Here is a 16,219-nt window from a genome sequence, read left to right on the forward strand (position 1 = left end):
TCTTTTAAATGAAAATTTAACATTGCAGATTCATCAATAAATTTTTAGCACGTAAAAGGTCTGTTGAGGAATTTTTGCTAATTTTCAAGAAGTAGTCTGTTTGCCAATTTTGAGTTTTCAACGCCTGCTGACTAACCACTACATCCCAGGGAGGATAAACCCTGATTCCACGTTTTCCGGTTTTGTTTTCCGTACTAATTATCCCTTTATCAGCAAGTACAGCTTTAGGAAATATGAATTGTCCAAAATTCTCCCCACTTTTTACTGTGATAATAATAAAGTCAAAATCGTCTTGAATGTTATAAGGTTCTGTTATACCGTCCTGATTTCTTTTCCAAATCGTCACAAACTGCCCTGATTTTGTAGGCGTAATTTTAGCAGTCCTATGTATGATTTTCTTTCTGTCAAGTTGAAATATGCAGGCTCCATATTCAACACTTTCAGTATTAATGGATGGATTGGTTATGTCAAAATCACATTTGTTATAGACCCGTTCTTTGGCGATTTTCAAGTCGCTATGAAATGAGTTGATTATTTTTAATGTATTTTCATTATCTATCATACTGTCTTTTTTAACCTTAGTTTTGTTTTTAGTCGCGTCATGCCACTAGCGGCCATGGCTTTTTTTTTGCTCTCTAGAGATTCAGAACTAAATTAGGATTTGTTTTTCGTTTCAATATAATCAATTCGCTCAATTCATAGAGATAAGTGAAATCAAAAACACAATTTAAATATCATAACCATGAAATTGGGATTTCAATAATATAGAATAAATGTAAATTAGGATTTTAAAGGATAAAAATACGGATCATCGTAAACTGTCGGATTTTATTTTGCAATCTTTGGACTCAAAAAAAAATAGCATTATGAGCAAGACAAAACTAATAATTAATCGCAACGGATCTATAAAAATAGAAGGTGATTTTGAAATTATAGACTGTGATGGTAAAGTATACGGATTAGAAGGTCGAACAGCCTTAGGACTATGCCGTTGTGGGTTATCCTCTAATAAACCTTTTTGTGACGGATCACATCGGAATAATTTTGAACACGAATCGGCTGCATTTGATTTGCCACCAGTGAAAACAAAATAAGATTTTTCATTTACTACTTACGCTTAAACAAAAAGCTGCATTTTATGAAAATGCAGCTTTTTGTTTGATGATAAAGGCCTACTAATTTTTTACCAATAACTCAATTTGAATTTATCTGTTTTCTCGGTCTAATTTTATATTGGTTATAGGATGATAGACTAAGGGGATTTGCTCTACTTCAATATCAGATTTCTCTAATCCAAATGCTTTTTCATCACTTACTCCTAAACGTTTCAAAAAGAAATAACCATTTAGTAAAAGTCCATCTCGTAATGCAAATTCATTTTCGATGGATAAAAATTTCTCAATTACAATAAATTTAAAATCAGGCTCATTGTTGTATTTACTTGATCCATCAGGTCGAATGTGTAAATTAAGTTCTTTATTGTTTACTAATTCGGTTACTATATTTTTGAAATAAAGTTCTGTTTTTGGCTGTATTCTAAAACCAACATTGATATTTACTTTTATTACTTTATCATCTACTAATTCCGAAACATCATACGATAATGTAAATGGATCTTCGGTTCGATTAATGTGTAAAAACCAGTAGACGTCAGCACGTTTTGGTTTCTTTGCAAAAATAGATTTGATTATTTTGTCTTCTATTTCATGTCTTCTATTTGATTTAGTTAAATAAATTAAATGCGTTGCAAATTTTGGAATAGCGTCGTCTTGACTTAATTCTGTAAGTTGAGAACTGTATTTGCCTAATTCTTCAAATTTAGTAAAACGATTATTGATTTTTCTGGCATAATACCAAATGTACATTACCATAAATAGGAACAATTCGAAGAATAAAAACATCCAACGTTCTTTGATTTTTGCCACATTTGCTATGAAAAAGGATATTTCAATAGTTCCAAAAATTATCAAAAATAAGATCACGTATATTTTTTTCCATTTTAATCTGTAATAGATAAAATAGCTTAGTAATAAGGATGTCATCATCATTGTAATGGTAATCGAGAAACCATAAGCTGCTTCCATGTGGGCGCTTTCTTTGAAGTAAACCATCATTAAAACACAACCAAACCAGAGTATAGTATTGATACTTGGGATGTATATCTGTCCTTTGCTGTCACTAGGTTGTCTGACCGTTATACGTGGCCAAAAGTTCAGGTTCATCGCTTCACTTATTAAAGTAAAACTTCCGCTTATTAAAGCTTGAGAGGCAATAATCGTGGCACAAGTTGAAATTATGATACTGGGCAGTAAAAACCAAGTTGGGATAATTTCAAAAAATGGATTTCTACCATTTAATAATGTTTCTCCCTGGTGCATGAGCCAAGCTGCTTGGCCTAAATAGGCAACTACCAAACTTATTTTTACATAAACCCAAGTAATACGAATGTTTTTAATACCACAATGTCCTAAATCAGAATATAAAGCTTCAGCACCTGTTGTACAAAGAAAAACAGCTCCTAATAACCAGAAACCTTTAGGATAATTTGCTAATAAATCATAAGCATAATAGGGGTTTAATGCGTGTAATATATCAGTGTGTTGCATAATTTCTTTCATTCCAAAAATCAACAACATTGAAAACCAAATAGTCATAATGGGACCAAATGCTTTACCTATAACTTGGGTTCCAAATCGCTGAAAGAAAAACAATAGGGATAAAATAGCGACGACAATTCCAATTGTTAAATAATTACCAGGAATAATAATGTTTTCTAATCCTTTAACCATACTTAAACCTTCAATTGCTGAGGAAACAGAAATTGGGGGTGTTATAATTCCGTCTGCAAGTAGGGTTGTAGCACCAAGTATTGTTGGAATAACTAATTTTTTGCCATAGCGTCTAACTAAAGCATAAAGAGAGAAAATCCCTCCTTCACCATGATTGTCTGCTCGAAGTGTGAGCCAAATATATTTGATTGTAGTTTGAAAAACTAAAGTCCAAAAAACACAAGAAACACCACCATAAACCAGCATTAAGTTAATATCTCTAGTTCCTATAATTGCTTTGAAAACATAGAGCGGACTTGTTCCTATATCTCCATAAATAATACCAAGTGCGACTAAAAGTGATGCAATAGTTACTTTATTTGCGACACCATTTTTTGTTGTATTCATTGTATAATTGGTTTAAAATTCTAATGATACAAAGTTCTATAAAATGGTATTTGCAGAATATAAAGATATAATGGCTAGATATAAAGATTTTATAAAGATTAAATAAAACGATATCCCACACCACTTTCAGTAATGATGTGTTTGGGTTGATTTGGGTTTTCTTCTATTTTTTTGCGCAAGGTGGCGACAAAAACTCTTAAGTATTGAGTTTCTGTTTGATAGGCAACTCCCCAAATTTCTTTCAGAACGTATTGATGTGTTAATACCCGACCTTCATTTTTCATAAAAAGTGATAATAAGTTAAACTCAGTTGAAGTCAGTTTTAATATAGCATCATTTTGTTTTATGATTCGAGCTCCAAAATTAATTTGTAAATCACCACATGTAAGAATACTACAATCATTTTGTAATTGATTTCTACGAATGACAGAACGAATGCGTGCCAAAAGTTCTGCACTTCTAAAAGGTTTAGTCAAATAATCAGTTGCGCCGTTGTCAAGTGCTTTTACAATATCTTCTTCGCTATCTAGGACAGAGAGTATTATAATTGCTTTGTTGTACCAAGTGCGCAATTCTTTAAGGATCTCGTGTCCGCTTTTATCTGGCAAACCAATATCCAGTAGAATTAATTCTGGCGGATGGTTTACAGCCATAAGTATTCCTTCTTTCCCTGTTTCGGCAAGCCAAACTTTATAGTCGTTACTCTCTAATGTTATTTCTAACAGTTTTCTTATTGGAGCTTCATCATCAATAACTAATATTTCGGCTTTATTCATTTTTGAGGTTGTTTAAATAAGAGGTTTCAGTTGGAATAATTACTGTGAACTTTGCACCAGAATTCAGGTTGTTTTCTAGTTTTATAAGACCATTATGTGCCTCAACAAAACCCTTTACAATAGATAATCCAAGGCCACTTCCACCTGTTTTTGTACTTGGTAATCGATAGAATTTATCAAAAACAAATTGAATTTGACTTTCAGGGAAGCCATTTCCGTTATCGGAAACTGAAATAACACAACTATCATTTTGGTGTGAAGCTTCAATCTTTATAATTGAATTTTCAGGGGTATATTGTAAAGCATTAGTTATTAAATTTTGAATGATTTCTTCAATTAATCCAGCGTCTAATTTGAATAAGGGTAGATTTTCATTTGAAATAAAAGAAATGGTATGATTGTTTTTTAGTGTTGCAATTTTTTGAATTACCCCATAAATAAGTTCGTTACTATCACACCAGTCTAGTTTTAGTTTTAGCATTCCAGTTTCAAGTCGACTCATGTTTAATAAGTTTTCTACTTGTCTATTGAGTCGAATAGTAGCTGTATCAATTTCGTCTAACAGTACATTTTGATTTATTTCTGAGAGTTTGTTTTTGTTTTCTTTAAGTATGTCAATTGCTCCAATGATTGTAGCAATTGGAGTTCGCAATTCATGAGATAATGAATTAAGTAAGGTATTGTATAGCTTTATTGTTTTTTCTTTTTCTTCTTTATCACGGGCTTTATTTTCGGCCTCTCGAATTTTAAAGGTTAAAACGGCATTTACTAAGGCAATAATAAAATACATTAAAAACAGTAGTATGTCTTCGGTATTTGTAATATGAAAAGTGTAAAGAGGTAGTATAAAGAAGAAATTTAAAATTAAACCACTTAAAACAGCGGTGACTACTACTGGTATAATTTCAAAAAGCATTGCAATAATAGAAACTGTCATAAGCAGAATTAATGCGGTTATTCTATAATCGATATATTTTAAGGAAAAAAAACAGATAATTGAAATACTCAATACTAATGAGATGCTAATGGTAGATTGCATACCTATTGAATATTTTTGTGCTTTCACTATTTTTAACATAATGTTACTTTTAATTAGAGCAAAAGTAATTCAATTCTATAAATAATGTATAAAGTGTTTTTTTTAGTTGGAATTAATAGCTTTGGTTTATATTTAAATTTAGTTTTTCTACATCTATGTTGTTTATTTCCTTTGTATTTCAGGTTGTGTTTTGGCATGCAAGTCTTTTAATGGTATGAATTAGAACTATTAGTTGATTTATGTTGCGTGAAGGATAGCAGCGGAAATCCTCCCGTTTTTCAGGGAGATTGTAGCGGATAGCCTGACCTTGTTGCTGGCTAGAGATTTTTTAGATGTGTGGAATCGCTCTGCAACATGGGCACGCCCAAAAGAATAACAGGAACTTTCCATATGCCTTAGTCGATTTACAAAAAAAGTATATCTTTAGCCAAACCAAAAAAACAAAAAACCAAATTTAAAGATGCAAGAAGACAATCAAGACGATTTTAAAAGAGAGCTAGGCTTATTAGACGGTACCATGCTTGTCGTGGGGTCTATGATAGGTTCTGGGATATTTATAGTGAGTTCAGATATGGTGCGTCAGCTGGGTTCTGCCGGATGGCTAATTGCTATGTGGGTTCTTACCGGCGTGATTACTGTGATTGCCGCAGTGAGTTATGGCGAGCTGAGTGCTATGTTTCCCAAAGCTGGTGGTCAATATGTATATATTAAGGAGGCATACGGAAAGTTGATTGGGTTTTTATACGGCTGGAGTTTCTTTGCGGTGATACAAACCGGTACAATTGCTGCCGTAGGTGTGGCTTTTGCCAAATTTACTGCCTATCTATTTCCGCCCGTTAGTGACACTAATATTCTATACGAGTTAGGTGATTTTAAATTGAATGCTGCACAACTTGTTTCTATTTTTACTATAGTTTTATTGAGTTATGTAAACAGTCGCGGGGTGAAAAACTCCAAGATTTTGCAAACGGTTTTAACAGTAATCAAAATTTTATCATTGGCAGGACTGATTGTTTTTGGCTTTATGGCTGCTAAAGCTGAAGTTTGGGATGCCAACTGGGCTAACGCCTGGGGATCACAATCGCTCGATGTGGCTACAGGAAACTGGATGCCTATTAGCGGAACGGTTTTGATATCGGCAATTTCGGCTGCATTGGTGGGGTCGATTTTCTCGAGTGTGGCTTGGGAGGGTGTGACTTTTATAGCAGGCGAAATTAAAAACCCAAAACGAAATGTAGGATTGAGTCTGTTTCTGGGAACTTTAATTGTATGCTGTATTTATGTATTGGCAAATCTGATGTATCTCGCTGTTGTGCCTTTGCAGGATATTGCTACCGCTCCATCTGATCGTGTGGGTGTAGTCGCTTCACAAAACATTTTTGGTTCTATAGGGACCGTAATTATCGCTGTGATGATTATGATTTCGACTTTTGCCTGTAACAACGGCTTGATTATGGCGGGGGCTAGGGTGTATTATACTATGGCAAAAGACGGGGTTTTCTTCAAGAAAGCTGCTGAATTAAACAAAGCGAGTGTTCCAGCTTGGGCATTATGGGCACAATGCTTCTGGGCTTCGGCTTTGTGTTTGACAGGGAAGTATGGTGATTTACTTGATTTTGTGGTGATCATCGTAATGATATTTTATATTCTTACCATTTTGGGGATATTCATCCTTCGAAGAAAAATGCCTGATGCTGAAAGACCATACAAGGCTTTTGGTTACCCATTTTTGCCTGGTCTTTATATTGTTGTGGCCAGCGCCATTTGTATCGCTTTGTTTTTGACTAAAACAAGTACAAGCGGCTGGGGTGTCTTAATCATGCTACTAGGAGTGCCAGTTTATTATTTGACAAGAAATAAAGAATAAACTAAGAAGATAGAGAATAGAATATAGAACAAGTAGAAGTTAGTGATGGATTTACATCTTTACTCTATTCTCTATGTTCTCTTCTCCTCTTTAAAATTAAACATAAAAAAATCCGTCTCGTTTCAATAACGGGACGGATTTTCTATTAGATACAGGCTGGATCGCTGTAAACTTTAAATCTAAAACTTGAACTAAAAACTAAAAACTAAAAATCTGCAAAAGCAATCTCCAACCTGTAATTTGTATGCTAGTAGTACGTGAAACGTCTTACTTTAGCAATGTATTTTGCCAGTCGAATTACCTGGTGGCTATAACCGTATTCATTATCATACCAGATGTATAAGACGATATTTTTTCCGTCATTAGATACGATGGTGGCATTGCTGTCATAAATCGATGGCGCCGAAGTACCCACGATATCAGAAGAAACCAATTCGTTATTCATTGAATATTTAATTTGCTCCACCAATTCGCCTTCAAGGGCATATTTTTTCATGATAGCATTTATCTCGTCAATCGAAGTTTCTTTGGATACTTCTAAATTTAGCACAACCAAAGAACCATTTGGAACGGGAACACGTATTGCATTCGACGTTAATTTACCTTCTAGTGATGGTAATGCTTTTGCAACTGCTGTTCCTGCACCAGTTTCGGTAATTACCATATTTAAAGCTGCCGCTCTACCACGACGGTATTTTTTGTGCATGTTGTCGACCAAGTTTTGGTCATTAGTGTACGAGTGAATGGTTTCCAGATGTCCTTTTACTACGCCCAAAGTATCCTCAACTGCTTTTAGTATCGGAGTAATGGCGTTAGTTGTACAAGAAGCTGCAGAGAAAATATCTGTTTCGTCAGGATTATATTCGTTTTGGTTTACCCCATGAACGATATTTGGCACTCCTTTTCCTGGAGCAGTCAATAGTACTTTGTGGGCTCCTTTTGAAACTAAATGTCTGCTTAAAGCTTCTTTAGTAGTAAAAGCTCCTGTATTATCTATAATTAAAGCATTGTCAATATCGTAAGCAGTATAGTCAATATCTTCTGGTGCGTTTGCCGTGATGACATGAACGGTGGTACCGTTGATTATCAATGCATTGTTTTCCGGGTCTGCAGTAACTGAACCTTGAAAATCACCATGAATAGAGTCATAACGTAATAATGAAGCTCTTTTCTCAAGTGTTGAAGCGTCATTTTTATCTCTGGTAACAATGGCTCTCAATCGCAATTGGTTTCCTTTTCCAGTTTTGGACATCAGTTCTCGGGCTAATAAACGACCAATTCTACCAAATCCGTATAAAACCACATCTTTAGGCTGAATCTCTTCAGAAGATTTAGCATCTTTCAATTTGTCCAATACAAAATGTCTTGCATCTTCGTATTTGTCTTCTTCCAAAAGGTATTCGTAAGTCAATTTACCAATATCCAATTTTGAAGGCGGTAAATCCAATGTTAAAATTACTTTGGCAATTTCTACCGAAGAAAACACATTAATTGGTTTGCCCACAAATTCACCCGCATATTGATGCAAGTTGATAATGTCGTTTACGTTTTTATCCAGTAGTTGATTTTTAAACAAAACCATTTCTATGGATTTGTCATACCATAAATCACTGATGATTTTAATTAATTCGACTCCTGAACGTCGTCTGTCGACTTGAAATGAAACTTCTTTTTGGTACAAAGTTGTATTATTCATAGGTGAAAATTTGGAAAAATTGAGTAGTTATTTTTTTAAATTTGGCGCAAAAATACCCATTTCAATCGATTTCGTAAAGTATTTTGTGGTTTTTTTTCAAATAAAAAAAGCCGACTTGTTTTTGCAAGTCGGCTTTGAGTTTTTAAAGCAGGGGGTTATCAGATGATAATTCTGAATACTTCTCCGTTTTTATTGATCATTTCAAGACGGACGCTTTGACGTTCGTCTTTTTTATTTAAAAGTTTAGAAACCGATTCGATATCTTTTGCTTTTACATTGTCAATACTCAATATGATATTCCCTTTTAGCTCGTCGCGATACTGCGCCAAATTTTCATTGGAGATTGATTTTATTTTTACCCCGTAGTCAAGATTAAACTTCTTTTTGTCGGCGGCGTCAATATTCTCTAATTCAATTCCTTTAAATTCAGTACTAAAAAATTCATTTTTGCTCAACACCACAGGAACGGTTCTATTATTGCCATCTCTTACAAAAGTGACTTGCACTTTATCGTTTGGCCTTTTTGTATTGATATATCCAGAAAGATCTGCAAAAGTCGCAATACTTTGATTATCAAGTTTGACGATTATGTCTCCTTTTTTAAGTCCTGATCTCTCGGCGCCAGAATTTTTAGAAACGGAACTGATATAAAAACCTTCTGTTTGTTCAATTCCTAATTCTCTGGAGGCCGTTGCGTTGAGTTCACCACCTTCGACACCGAGGATTCCTCTTTGAACGTTACCATATTCCATAATGTCTTCGATAATTTTTCGCGCAATGTTTGAAGGTACAGCAAATGAATAGCCCACATACGAACCTGTCATTGAGGAAATCATAGTATTAATACCTACTAAATCACCTCGGGTGTTGACTAAAGCGCCTCCACTATTACCTGGATTTACCGCCGCATCTGTTTGTATAAATGATTGTATGCCGCTGGCATCTAGATTTCTGGCTTTTGCCGAAATTATTCCAGCTGTAACTGTTGAGGTAAGGTTATACGGATTCCCAACTGCTAAAACCCATTCTCCTACTTTTACCGAGTCTGAATTCCCAAATGTGGTGTAGGGAAGCTTTTCGTCAGCATCAATTTTCAACAATGCGATATCCATTTTAGAATCGGTTCCAATTAGTTTTGCCTTATACGATTTTTTGTTGTTTAAAGTGATTTCAATTTCCGAAGCCCCTTTGACAACATGGTTGTTAGTTACAATATAACCATCTTCAGAAATAATCACCCCTGATCCTGTTCCTACTTGTTCTTGGGTTTGTCCTCCTTTGTAGCCGTAATAATATTCAAGCATGGGGTTAGTGACCGTTTTATAAGATACGTTTTTTACGTGAACCACAGAATGGACAGTCTTCTCGGCTGCTTCGGTAAAATCGACCACTTCCGGTGATAAGCCTACTTTTTTATTGTAAGACTCAGTGGCAAGTGTTGTTATTGGGCTTTTATTAGACGAAAAAACCCCATTGCTGTCAAACAATAATTTGTAAGCCCCCAATGTTGTGGCTCCGCTTAATAAAGCCACTAAAAAAAGCTGTGAAAATCGTTTCATATTATAGTTTGTTTTACGTTATTTGAGGAGTAAAAATAAGGGTAAAAAAGGGTGTTAAAAAACGGTTTAACGCTCTTTAACAATGATTAACATTTCATTAATAGTTCGTACTTTTGTGGAACACAATAAAAAGACATGCAAATAGAATTTTATAAATACCAAGGAACTGGAAATGATTTTGTGATGATTGATAATCGTAGGGATACTTTTCCAAAAGAAAACATTGAATTGATTGCCCATTTATGTGACAGACGTTTCGGGATAGGGGGTGACGGTTTGATTTTATTGGAAAATGACGCTGACACAGATTTTAAAATGGTATACTACAATTCAGACGGAAACCAAAGTACTATGTGCGGTAATGGTGGAAGATGTTTAGTGGCCTTCGCCAAAAAACTTCACGTTATTGAAAACAACTGTACCTTTAATGCGATTGACGGATTACACCATGCAACGATTACCGAAGACGGCATTGTATCGCTACAAATGATTGACGTTGCAAATATAAAAATGGACTTGAATTATACTTTCCTAAATACAGGATCTCCCCATCATGTTGAACTAGTAGATGATTTGGAACATTTTAACGTAAAGGAAAATGGAGCAGCTATTCGTTATGGAGGCTTGTATGGGAAAGAGGGTAGTAATATCAACTTCGTAAAGCAAGTAGACGACAGTACTTTTTCTCTTCGTACCTATGAAAGGGGAGTTGAGGACGAAACTTTGGCTTGTGGAACTGGAGCGACAGCTGTAGCTATTGCTATGAATGCAACTGGACTTACTCAGGCCACGGCAATCGATGTAAATGTTGAAGGCGGAAAATTAGCAGTTTCATTTGATAAAAATGACGATCAATATACTAATGTATTCCTGATAGGTCCAGCCAAATTTGTTTTTAAAGGATCTATTACGATTTAAAGAGTAGCTAAAAACTAGTACACAAAACCCTTATGATTACCCTAAAAGGAGACAACATATACATTCGCGCACTTGAACCCAATGATTTGGAGTTTATTTATGCAATAGAAAACGAAGAGGCTGTTTGGGAAGTAAGTAATACCCAAACGCCGTATAGTCGGTTTTTAGTGAAACAATACCTAGAGAATGCACATCAGGATATATATGAAGCCAAACAACTGCGATTGGCAATTTGCCAAGACCGGGACTTTCCCGCTCTAGGTTTAGTAGATTTGTTTGATTTTGATCCAAAGAATAATAGAGCAGGTGTTGGTATTGTAATTCAAGGTAAAGATAACCGAAACCAAAATATCGGTTCAGAAGCCTTAGGATTGTTAATCCAGTATTCTTTCTATCATTTAAACCTGCATCAGTTGTATGCAAATATTGGCACCGAAAATGAGGCGAGTAAAGCTCTTTTTACTAAATTTGGCTTTCAATGTATCGGTGTAAAAAAAGATTGGAATCTTGTAAATGGCGTCTATAAGGATGAGGCTATTTTCCAATTAATTAATCAACAATTTTAATATTTTAGTTTTGAATTTAAAAAAAATTATTTCGATCGTATCGATCGTATTGATATCTACTTTGGTTGTTTACGGCTTTATTTTGATAGGGCAAATTTTTGCGGATAACACAAAATTTTCTGAAAAAGAAATTTATGTACATATTCCAACAGATGCAAACTATGATGAAGTCAAAAAGATAATAGCTCCTTACGTAGGGAATATTGATCGTTTCGAAATGGTAGCGAATAAAATGAGCTACCCCGAAAACCTAAGTCCAGGACGTTATTTATTCGCTAAGGGAATGAACAGTTATGAATTGGTAAAAACTTTGAGAAGAAATGTTCCGGTGAAGCTAGCTTTTAATAACCAAGAAAGAGTAGAAAACTTGGCTGGACGTGTGGGGTCGCAAATTGAAGCGGATAGTGTATCATTATTAACGTCGTTTAAAGATTCAATTTTTTTGAAGGAAAACGGTTTTAATGAAGATAATGTTTTGGCTGTATTTATTCCCAATACCTATGAGATCTATTGGAATACTACCGCTGAGAAATTCCGTGATAAAATGATCAAGGAATACCGTAAGTTCTGGAATAAGGAACGAGTAGCCAAAGCTGCGGCACAAAATTTAACACCCATAGAAGCAACTATTTTGGCTTCAATTGTTCATAAAGAATCAGTTAAAAAAGACGAAAGACCACGTATTGCAGGAGTGTATCTGAATAGGTTGAAATTAGGAATGCCACTTCAAGCTGATCCTACGGTGATATTTGCCATCAAAAAGAAATCAAATGATTTTGAGCAGCTAATTAAAAGAGTGTTTTATAATGACCTGACAATGTCTTCGCCATACAATACTTATATGAATACAGGGCTTCCTCCCGGACCAATTGCAATGCCTGACATAACAGCTCTTGAAGCAGTATTGACACCAGAAAATAATGATTTTATTTATTTCTGTGCCAGTGTTGAGCGATTTGGTTACCATGAATTTGCCGCGACTCTTTCAGAGCATAACAAAAACGCCAAAAAATACTCGGATTGGATCAACAGCCAAGGAGTAAAAAGATAGTTTTGATAAATAAAAAAAGCAGGTTTTATTTACTTTTTGTATTGTTAGGAATCCAAGCTGCTGCCGGGCAGTCTACTTTAGAGGCTTTCCTGAATCCTGCTGATACCTTAAATGTAAAAAGGAAAAACACGGTGTTGATCACTGAAGCAGTATTGGCTTCAGTGACTCTAGTGGGTTTAAACCAGCTCTGGTATGCCGATTATCCAAAATCTAATTTTCATTTTATAAATGATAATTCAGAGTGGATGCAAATGGACAAAGTGGGGCATTTTTATTCGTCTTATCAAATGGGTAGGCTGGGTTCTGAAATGCTGGAATGGAGCGGAGCCACTAAAAAAGATCAATTAATTTACGGTTCAGGTTTGGGGTTTGCGTTTCTGACCGCTGTGGAGGTCCTAGATGGTTTTTCTTCAGAATGGGGTGCTTCGACAGGTGATATAATTGCGAACGCATCAGGCACGGCCTTATACGTGTCGCAAGAGCTGTTGTGGGACGAGCAGCGCATCATTCCAAAATTTTCATTTCATACTACTCAGTATGCAAAATACAGACCCAACGTTTTAGGGCGTTCCTTTACGGAGCAGCTATTGAAAGATTACAATGGCCAAACTTATTGGCTTTCCGTTAATCTACACTCCTTCCTCAAAGATTCAAAAATACCCAAATGGCTGAATTTAGCAGTTGGTTATGGTGCTGAAGGAATGATCAGTGGAAACGCTGAAAATATTAACTTATTACTGCTGCCAAATAACGCTAGAGCGAGGCAGCTCTATTTCAGTTTTGATGCGGATTTAACTAAGATAAAAACCAATTCACATTTATTAAAAACTGTGTTTTCTGTGCTGAATACCCTAAAAATACCGGCTCCCACGTTGGAAATCAGACAGTATAACCAATTTAAATTACACTTTATCTACTTTTAATCAAATCCTACCGATTATAGCTTAAAAAGTCACATTTAGACTTTTGCAATATTGTACTTTATAATGCGATGATAAAACGCATTATTCTGATTGTTTTGATCTGAGTTCTCACCTTCAGCTGACGAAAATAGACACAAAATTAGATTTTTTGAAGAGTTTTTTTTCTGTTTTCAATACTATAAAAACCCTAGCGCCAACGATTGAATACTCACTGAGAGAGGGATTTAGGGCCCACAGTTTGTATTTTTAGACAAGTTTAACAGCTTGGTTTTCAGCTTTGTAAAATTTATTGTATCTTTGCACGCAGAAATTTCTTAACGGGACAGCGTTTTGAAGAAAAACAATTTATGGTAAGGAAATGGTATTTTTATACAAGTTTAGCTATTATTATAGCCTTTTTAAGTGCAGGGTTTAAACCGCTTAAAATAGATGCGAATCAATGGTTTCTAATAAAAAACCCGGATGGAAATCGATATTTATATCCATCCCAAGAACAAGAAGATTACACCAATTTGAATATCCCTTTTACTGGAAATTTATTTATTGGTTTTAAAGAAGCACTTGGTTTCAAAGAATCTGAAGGGAAATACAAAAAAATTAATTCTCTAGGTTATATGGGTAAATACCAGTTTGGTACTGAAACCTTGAGATCAGTTGGAATATATGACAGTTCATTATTCTTGCGAAGCCCAAAGATGCAAGAAAGAGCTTTTGTAGCGCTTTTGTCAAAGAATAAATCTATTTTACAGGATGTAATCAAGAAATACGATGGAACGGTCGTTAATGGTATTTTAGTGACTGAATCTGGAATTTTGGCTGCAGCGCACCTTGGTGGGGCAGGATCTGTAAAAAGGTATTTTAAGCACAATGGTAAGGTATTTATTAAAGATGCTTATGGTGCTTCAATCCGAAGTTATATGAAGGCGTTTGGAGGTTACGATACTTCCCTTATAGTCGCAAATGTAAATGCGGTTGCAAACGTGAATTAAGTTGTAATATTTTACAATAAAAAGGCATTCAAACATATATTGTTTGAATGCCTTTTTTCTTATCTTACTTTTAATATATCCCCATTGGAACGCACGGTCAATTTAAGGGTTTGTTTGCCTTTTTTAATTTTGAGATTATACTGTTTTTTTAGGACATCCCCTTCCTCTTGGCTATATAGGTATTCGTCGTTTACAATAGTCCAGTCAGGATATGTTCTGTAGATGGAATAAATAACCTCGTTGGGTAATCTAACATCTTTATAGTTTTCCACAACGCGAATCAGTTTTCCATTCTCATTGTAGGTTGCGGACAAAGAACCATTTTTTGTTTCCATTAGCAATAAATAGTTCTCATAACCCTCGTAATCTTTCCCAATGTCGTACGCTATGAATTTTTCTTCCATTCTTCTGACGTCTTGATCAGGATGGTTGTCTGGGAGATAAACTGAAAAGTCAGTTCCGACGCGTTTAATAACAACTGCCGGTAATTCTTCCATTTTAATGATCCCCTCTTCCATATCCTTCTTCGTTTTATCTTGAGAATATGATGTAGTGGTTAACCCCAATAACAATAAAGCAATAATAAATGATTTCATAATATTTAGTTTTTAATTAATATTTAGTTTTTAAAAAATATAAGCTAATAATGAAATTTGATAGTTTGTTGATTTAATTAATGATTTGTTAATCAGTGTTTTGTAGATAATTAGTATCGTTATTTTTTTTCGGTCGATAGTTTAAAAATACATGCTCTCTAGTAAAGTTAGTTTTTTTAGCAGATGTTAAATGTTAATTTTTTAATAATATTATGTTAATAACACATGCGTTTTAAAGTTATTTTTTATTCAGAAAATATTTTTTTTTAAATAGATTTAATAAAAAAAGCTGCCCATTTTATTGGACAGCTAATTGAGTATTGTTTTCAGTTGTTTTTAATTATAACCCAGCAATAATTGCACCGTCTGGATGAACTGTCAATTTTTTGGTTTCTTTACCTTTTTTAATTTTCAGATTATATTGTTTTTTTAAAATATCCCCTTCTTTTTGGGAATATAAGTACTTGTCATTTACGATTTCCCAACCAGGAAATTTTTTATAAATGGAGTAAACGACATCACCAGGGAGCTTTACATTCTTGTAGTTTTCCACAACAGAAAGTAATTTTCCGTTTTCGTTATATGTAGCTGCAAGAGAGCCACCTTTTATTTCCATAAATACTAAATAAGTTTCAAATCCCTCGTAGTTTTTTCCGAGATCATAGGCTATGAAACTATCTTCGAGTTTTCTTATTTTTGGGTCTGCATTTCTGTCAGGCAAGTAGACTGAAAAGTCTGTTCCAGCACTTTTGATGACCACAGCTGGTAAGTTTTCCATACTAATATTCCCATTTTTCGAATCACTATCCTTTATATCTTGCGAATAGGATATATTTGTCAGCCCTAGGGCCAACAAAAAAATTACATAATATTTCATAATAGTTGAATTTAATTGATTAATAATTTACTGAAGATTTAAATAGTTAAGGCATTTTGTCTACTTCCCCTTATTATTATTATTATTTAATCTACAGGTCTTTAATAAAAACAACAGTTAAGATTTGGGACTTTACATAGGTGTCGTTACTTATAGATATAAAGTTAAAAATTTTTTTAATTGCTG

The 16,219-nt window shown here is 34.4% G+C and carries 15 protein-coding genes; 7 read left to right on the forward strand and 8 right to left on the reverse strand.

All coding sequences use genetic code 11. From position 1 onward, the window contains the following. Nucleotides 1–16: 16 nt before the first annotated feature. Nucleotides 17–562: a MepB family protein gene (locus HJ01_RS07925; RefSeq protein ID WP_007137832.1), complete on the reverse strand. Its 546-nt coding sequence runs from the start codon at nt 560–562 to the stop codon at nt 17–19. A 304-nt stretch (nt 563–866) separates the two neighbouring features. Between HJ01_RS07925 and HJ01_RS07930 the strand changes: the two genes are divergently transcribed. Then, nucleotides 867–1,094: a CDGSH iron-sulfur domain-containing protein gene (locus tag HJ01_RS07930; protein WP_007137833.1), complete on the forward strand. Its 228-nt coding sequence runs from the start codon at nt 867–869 to the stop codon at nt 1,092–1,094. 111 nt (nt 1,095–1,205) lie between these two features. On the opposite strand, the gene HJ01_RS07935 is transcribed toward HJ01_RS07930, so the two are convergent. From HJ01_RS07935 to HJ01_RS07945, 3 genes are all read right to left on the reverse strand, one after another. Then, complete coding sequence (locus HJ01_RS07935) at nt 1,206–3,176, reverse strand: KUP/HAK/KT family potassium transporter (protein ID WP_007137834.1); 1,971 nt, start codon at nt 3,174–3,176, stop codon at nt 1,206–1,208. Between the two features lie 98 nt (nt 3,177–3,274). After that, nucleotides 3,275–3,952, reverse strand: a complete 678-nt coding sequence (locus tag HJ01_RS07940; RefSeq protein ID WP_007137835.1) for a response regulator — start codon at nt 3,950–3,952, stop codon at nt 3,275–3,277. Further along, nucleotides 3,945–5,030 carry an ATP-binding protein gene (locus tag HJ01_RS07945; RefSeq protein WP_007137836.1) on the reverse strand — a complete coding sequence of 362 codons (1,086 nt, stop codon included), beginning with the start codon at nt 5,028–5,030 and terminating at the stop codon, nt 3,945–3,947. Before HJ01_RS07945 ends, HJ01_RS07940 begins: the two co-directional genes overlap by 8 nt. Before the next feature lie 421 nt (nt 5,031–5,451). On the opposite strand from HJ01_RS07945, the gene HJ01_RS07950 reads away from it, so the two are divergent. Beyond that, on the forward strand, nt 5,452–6,858 hold the full coding sequence (locus tag HJ01_RS07950; RefSeq protein ID WP_007137839.1) for an APC family permease: 1,407 nt from the start codon (nt 5,452–5,454) through the stop codon (nt 6,856–6,858). 247 nt (nt 6,859–7,105) lie between these two features. Here HJ01_RS07950 and HJ01_RS07955 read toward each other — a convergent pair whose 3' ends face one another. Next, nucleotides 7,106–8,554 carry a glyceraldehyde-3-phosphate dehydrogenase gene (locus HJ01_RS07955; RefSeq protein ID WP_007137840.1) on the reverse strand — a complete coding sequence of 483 codons (1,449 nt, stop codon included), beginning with the start codon at nt 8,552–8,554 and terminating at the stop codon, nt 7,106–7,108. 158 nt (nt 8,555–8,712) lie between these two features. After that, on the reverse strand, nt 8,713–10,113 hold the full coding sequence (locus HJ01_RS07960) for a Do family serine endopeptidase (protein WP_007137842.1): 1,401 nt from the start codon (nt 10,111–10,113) through the stop codon (nt 8,713–8,715). A gap of 135 nt (nt 10,114–10,248) precedes the next feature. On the opposite strand from HJ01_RS07960, the gene dapF reads away from it, so the two are divergent. From dapF to HJ01_RS07985, 5 genes are all read left to right on the forward strand, one after another. Continuing rightward, nucleotides 10,249–11,031 carry a diaminopimelate epimerase gene (gene dapF, locus HJ01_RS07965; RefSeq protein ID WP_007137843.1) on the forward strand — a complete coding sequence of 261 codons (783 nt, stop codon included), beginning with the start codon at nt 10,249–10,251 and terminating at the stop codon, nt 11,029–11,031. A 32-nt stretch (nt 11,032–11,063) separates the two neighbouring features. Then, nucleotides 11,064–11,597 (forward strand): GNAT family N-acetyltransferase, encoded by a 534-nt coding sequence (locus tag HJ01_RS07970; protein WP_007137844.1) that lies wholly within the window; start codon nt 11,064–11,066, stop codon nt 11,595–11,597. A 10-nt stretch (nt 11,598–11,607) separates the two neighbouring features. Further along, the gene (gene mltG / locus HJ01_RS07975; RefSeq protein WP_007137845.1) at nt 11,608–12,648 is read left to right on the forward strand and encodes an endolytic transglycosylase MltG; all 1,041 of its coding nucleotides are present in this window, start codon (nt 11,608–11,610) and stop codon (nt 12,646–12,648) included. A 2-nt stretch (nt 12,649–12,650) separates the two neighbouring features. Then, nucleotides 12,651–13,571: a DUF2279 domain-containing protein gene (locus HJ01_RS07980; protein WP_007137846.1), complete on the forward strand. Its 921-nt coding sequence runs from the start codon at nt 12,651–12,653 to the stop codon at nt 13,569–13,571. A 347-nt stretch (nt 13,572–13,918) separates the two neighbouring features. Continuing rightward, a complete protein-coding gene (locus HJ01_RS07985; protein ID WP_007137847.1) occupies nt 13,919–14,560 on the forward strand; it encodes a hypothetical protein in 642 nt (213 codons plus the stop codon). Between the two features lie 59 nt (nt 14,561–14,619). On the opposite strand, the gene HJ01_RS07990 is transcribed toward HJ01_RS07985, so the two are convergent. Together HJ01_RS07990 and HJ01_RS07995 are read right to left on the reverse strand one after the other, a co-directional pair. Next, nucleotides 14,620–15,156: a hypothetical protein gene (locus HJ01_RS07990; RefSeq protein ID WP_007137848.1), complete on the reverse strand. Its 537-nt coding sequence runs from the start codon at nt 15,154–15,156 to the stop codon at nt 14,620–14,622. Nucleotides 15,157–15,496: 340 nt separating this feature from the next. After that, nucleotides 15,497–16,033: a hypothetical protein gene (locus HJ01_RS07995; protein ID WP_007137849.1), complete on the reverse strand. Its 537-nt coding sequence runs from the start codon at nt 16,031–16,033 to the stop codon at nt 15,497–15,499. Nucleotides 16,034–16,219: the final 186 nt, after the last annotated feature.

Source organism: Flavobacterium frigoris PS1 (genome assembly GCF_000252125.1).
Taxonomy (GTDB): domain Bacteria; phylum Bacteroidota; class Bacteroidia; order Flavobacteriales; family Flavobacteriaceae; genus Flavobacterium; species Flavobacterium frigoris_A.

Excerpts from the sequence above, each read along its gene's own strand:
- HJ01_RS07925 (WP_007137832.1), bottom strand. The coding sequence starts at position 562 with ATGATAGATAATGAAAATACATTAAAAATAATCAACTCATTTCATAGC.
- HJ01_RS07930 (WP_007137833.1), top strand. The coding sequence starts at position 867 with ATGAGCAAGACAAAACTAATAATTAATCGCAACGGATCTATAAAAATA.
- HJ01_RS07935 (WP_007137834.1), bottom strand. The coding sequence starts at position 3,176 with ATGAATACAACAAAAAATGGTGTCGCAAATAAAGTAACTATTGCATCA.
- HJ01_RS07940 (WP_007137835.1), bottom strand. The coding sequence starts at position 3,952 with ATGAATAAAGCCGAAATATTAGTTATTGATGATGAAGCTCCAATAAGA.
- HJ01_RS07945 (WP_007137836.1), bottom strand. The coding sequence starts at position 5,030 with ATGTTAAAAATAGTGAAAGCACAAAAATATTCAATAGGTATGCAATCT.
- HJ01_RS07950 (WP_007137839.1), top strand. The coding sequence starts at position 5,452 with ATGCAAGAAGACAATCAAGACGATTTTAAAAGAGAGCTAGGCTTATTA.
- HJ01_RS07955 (WP_007137840.1), bottom strand. The coding sequence starts at position 8,554 with ATGAATAATACAACTTTGTACCAAAAAGAAGTTTCATTTCAAGTCGAC.
- HJ01_RS07960 (WP_007137842.1), bottom strand. The coding sequence starts at position 10,113 with ATGAAACGATTTTCACAGCTTTTTTTAGTGGCTTTATTAAGCGGAGCC.
- dapF (WP_007137843.1), top strand. The coding sequence starts at position 10,249 with ATGCAAATAGAATTTTATAAATACCAAGGAACTGGAAATGATTTTGTG.
- HJ01_RS07970 (WP_007137844.1), top strand. The coding sequence starts at position 11,064 with ATGATTACCCTAAAAGGAGACAACATATACATTCGCGCACTTGAACCC.
- HJ01_RS07985 (WP_007137847.1), top strand. The coding sequence starts at position 13,919 with ATGGTAAGGAAATGGTATTTTTATACAAGTTTAGCTATTATTATAGCC.
- HJ01_RS07990 (WP_007137848.1), bottom strand. The coding sequence starts at position 15,156 with ATGAAATCATTTATTATTGCTTTATTGTTATTGGGGTTAACCACTACA.
- HJ01_RS07995 (WP_007137849.1), bottom strand. The coding sequence starts at position 16,033 with ATGAAATATTATGTAATTTTTTTGTTGGCCCTAGGGCTGACAAATATA.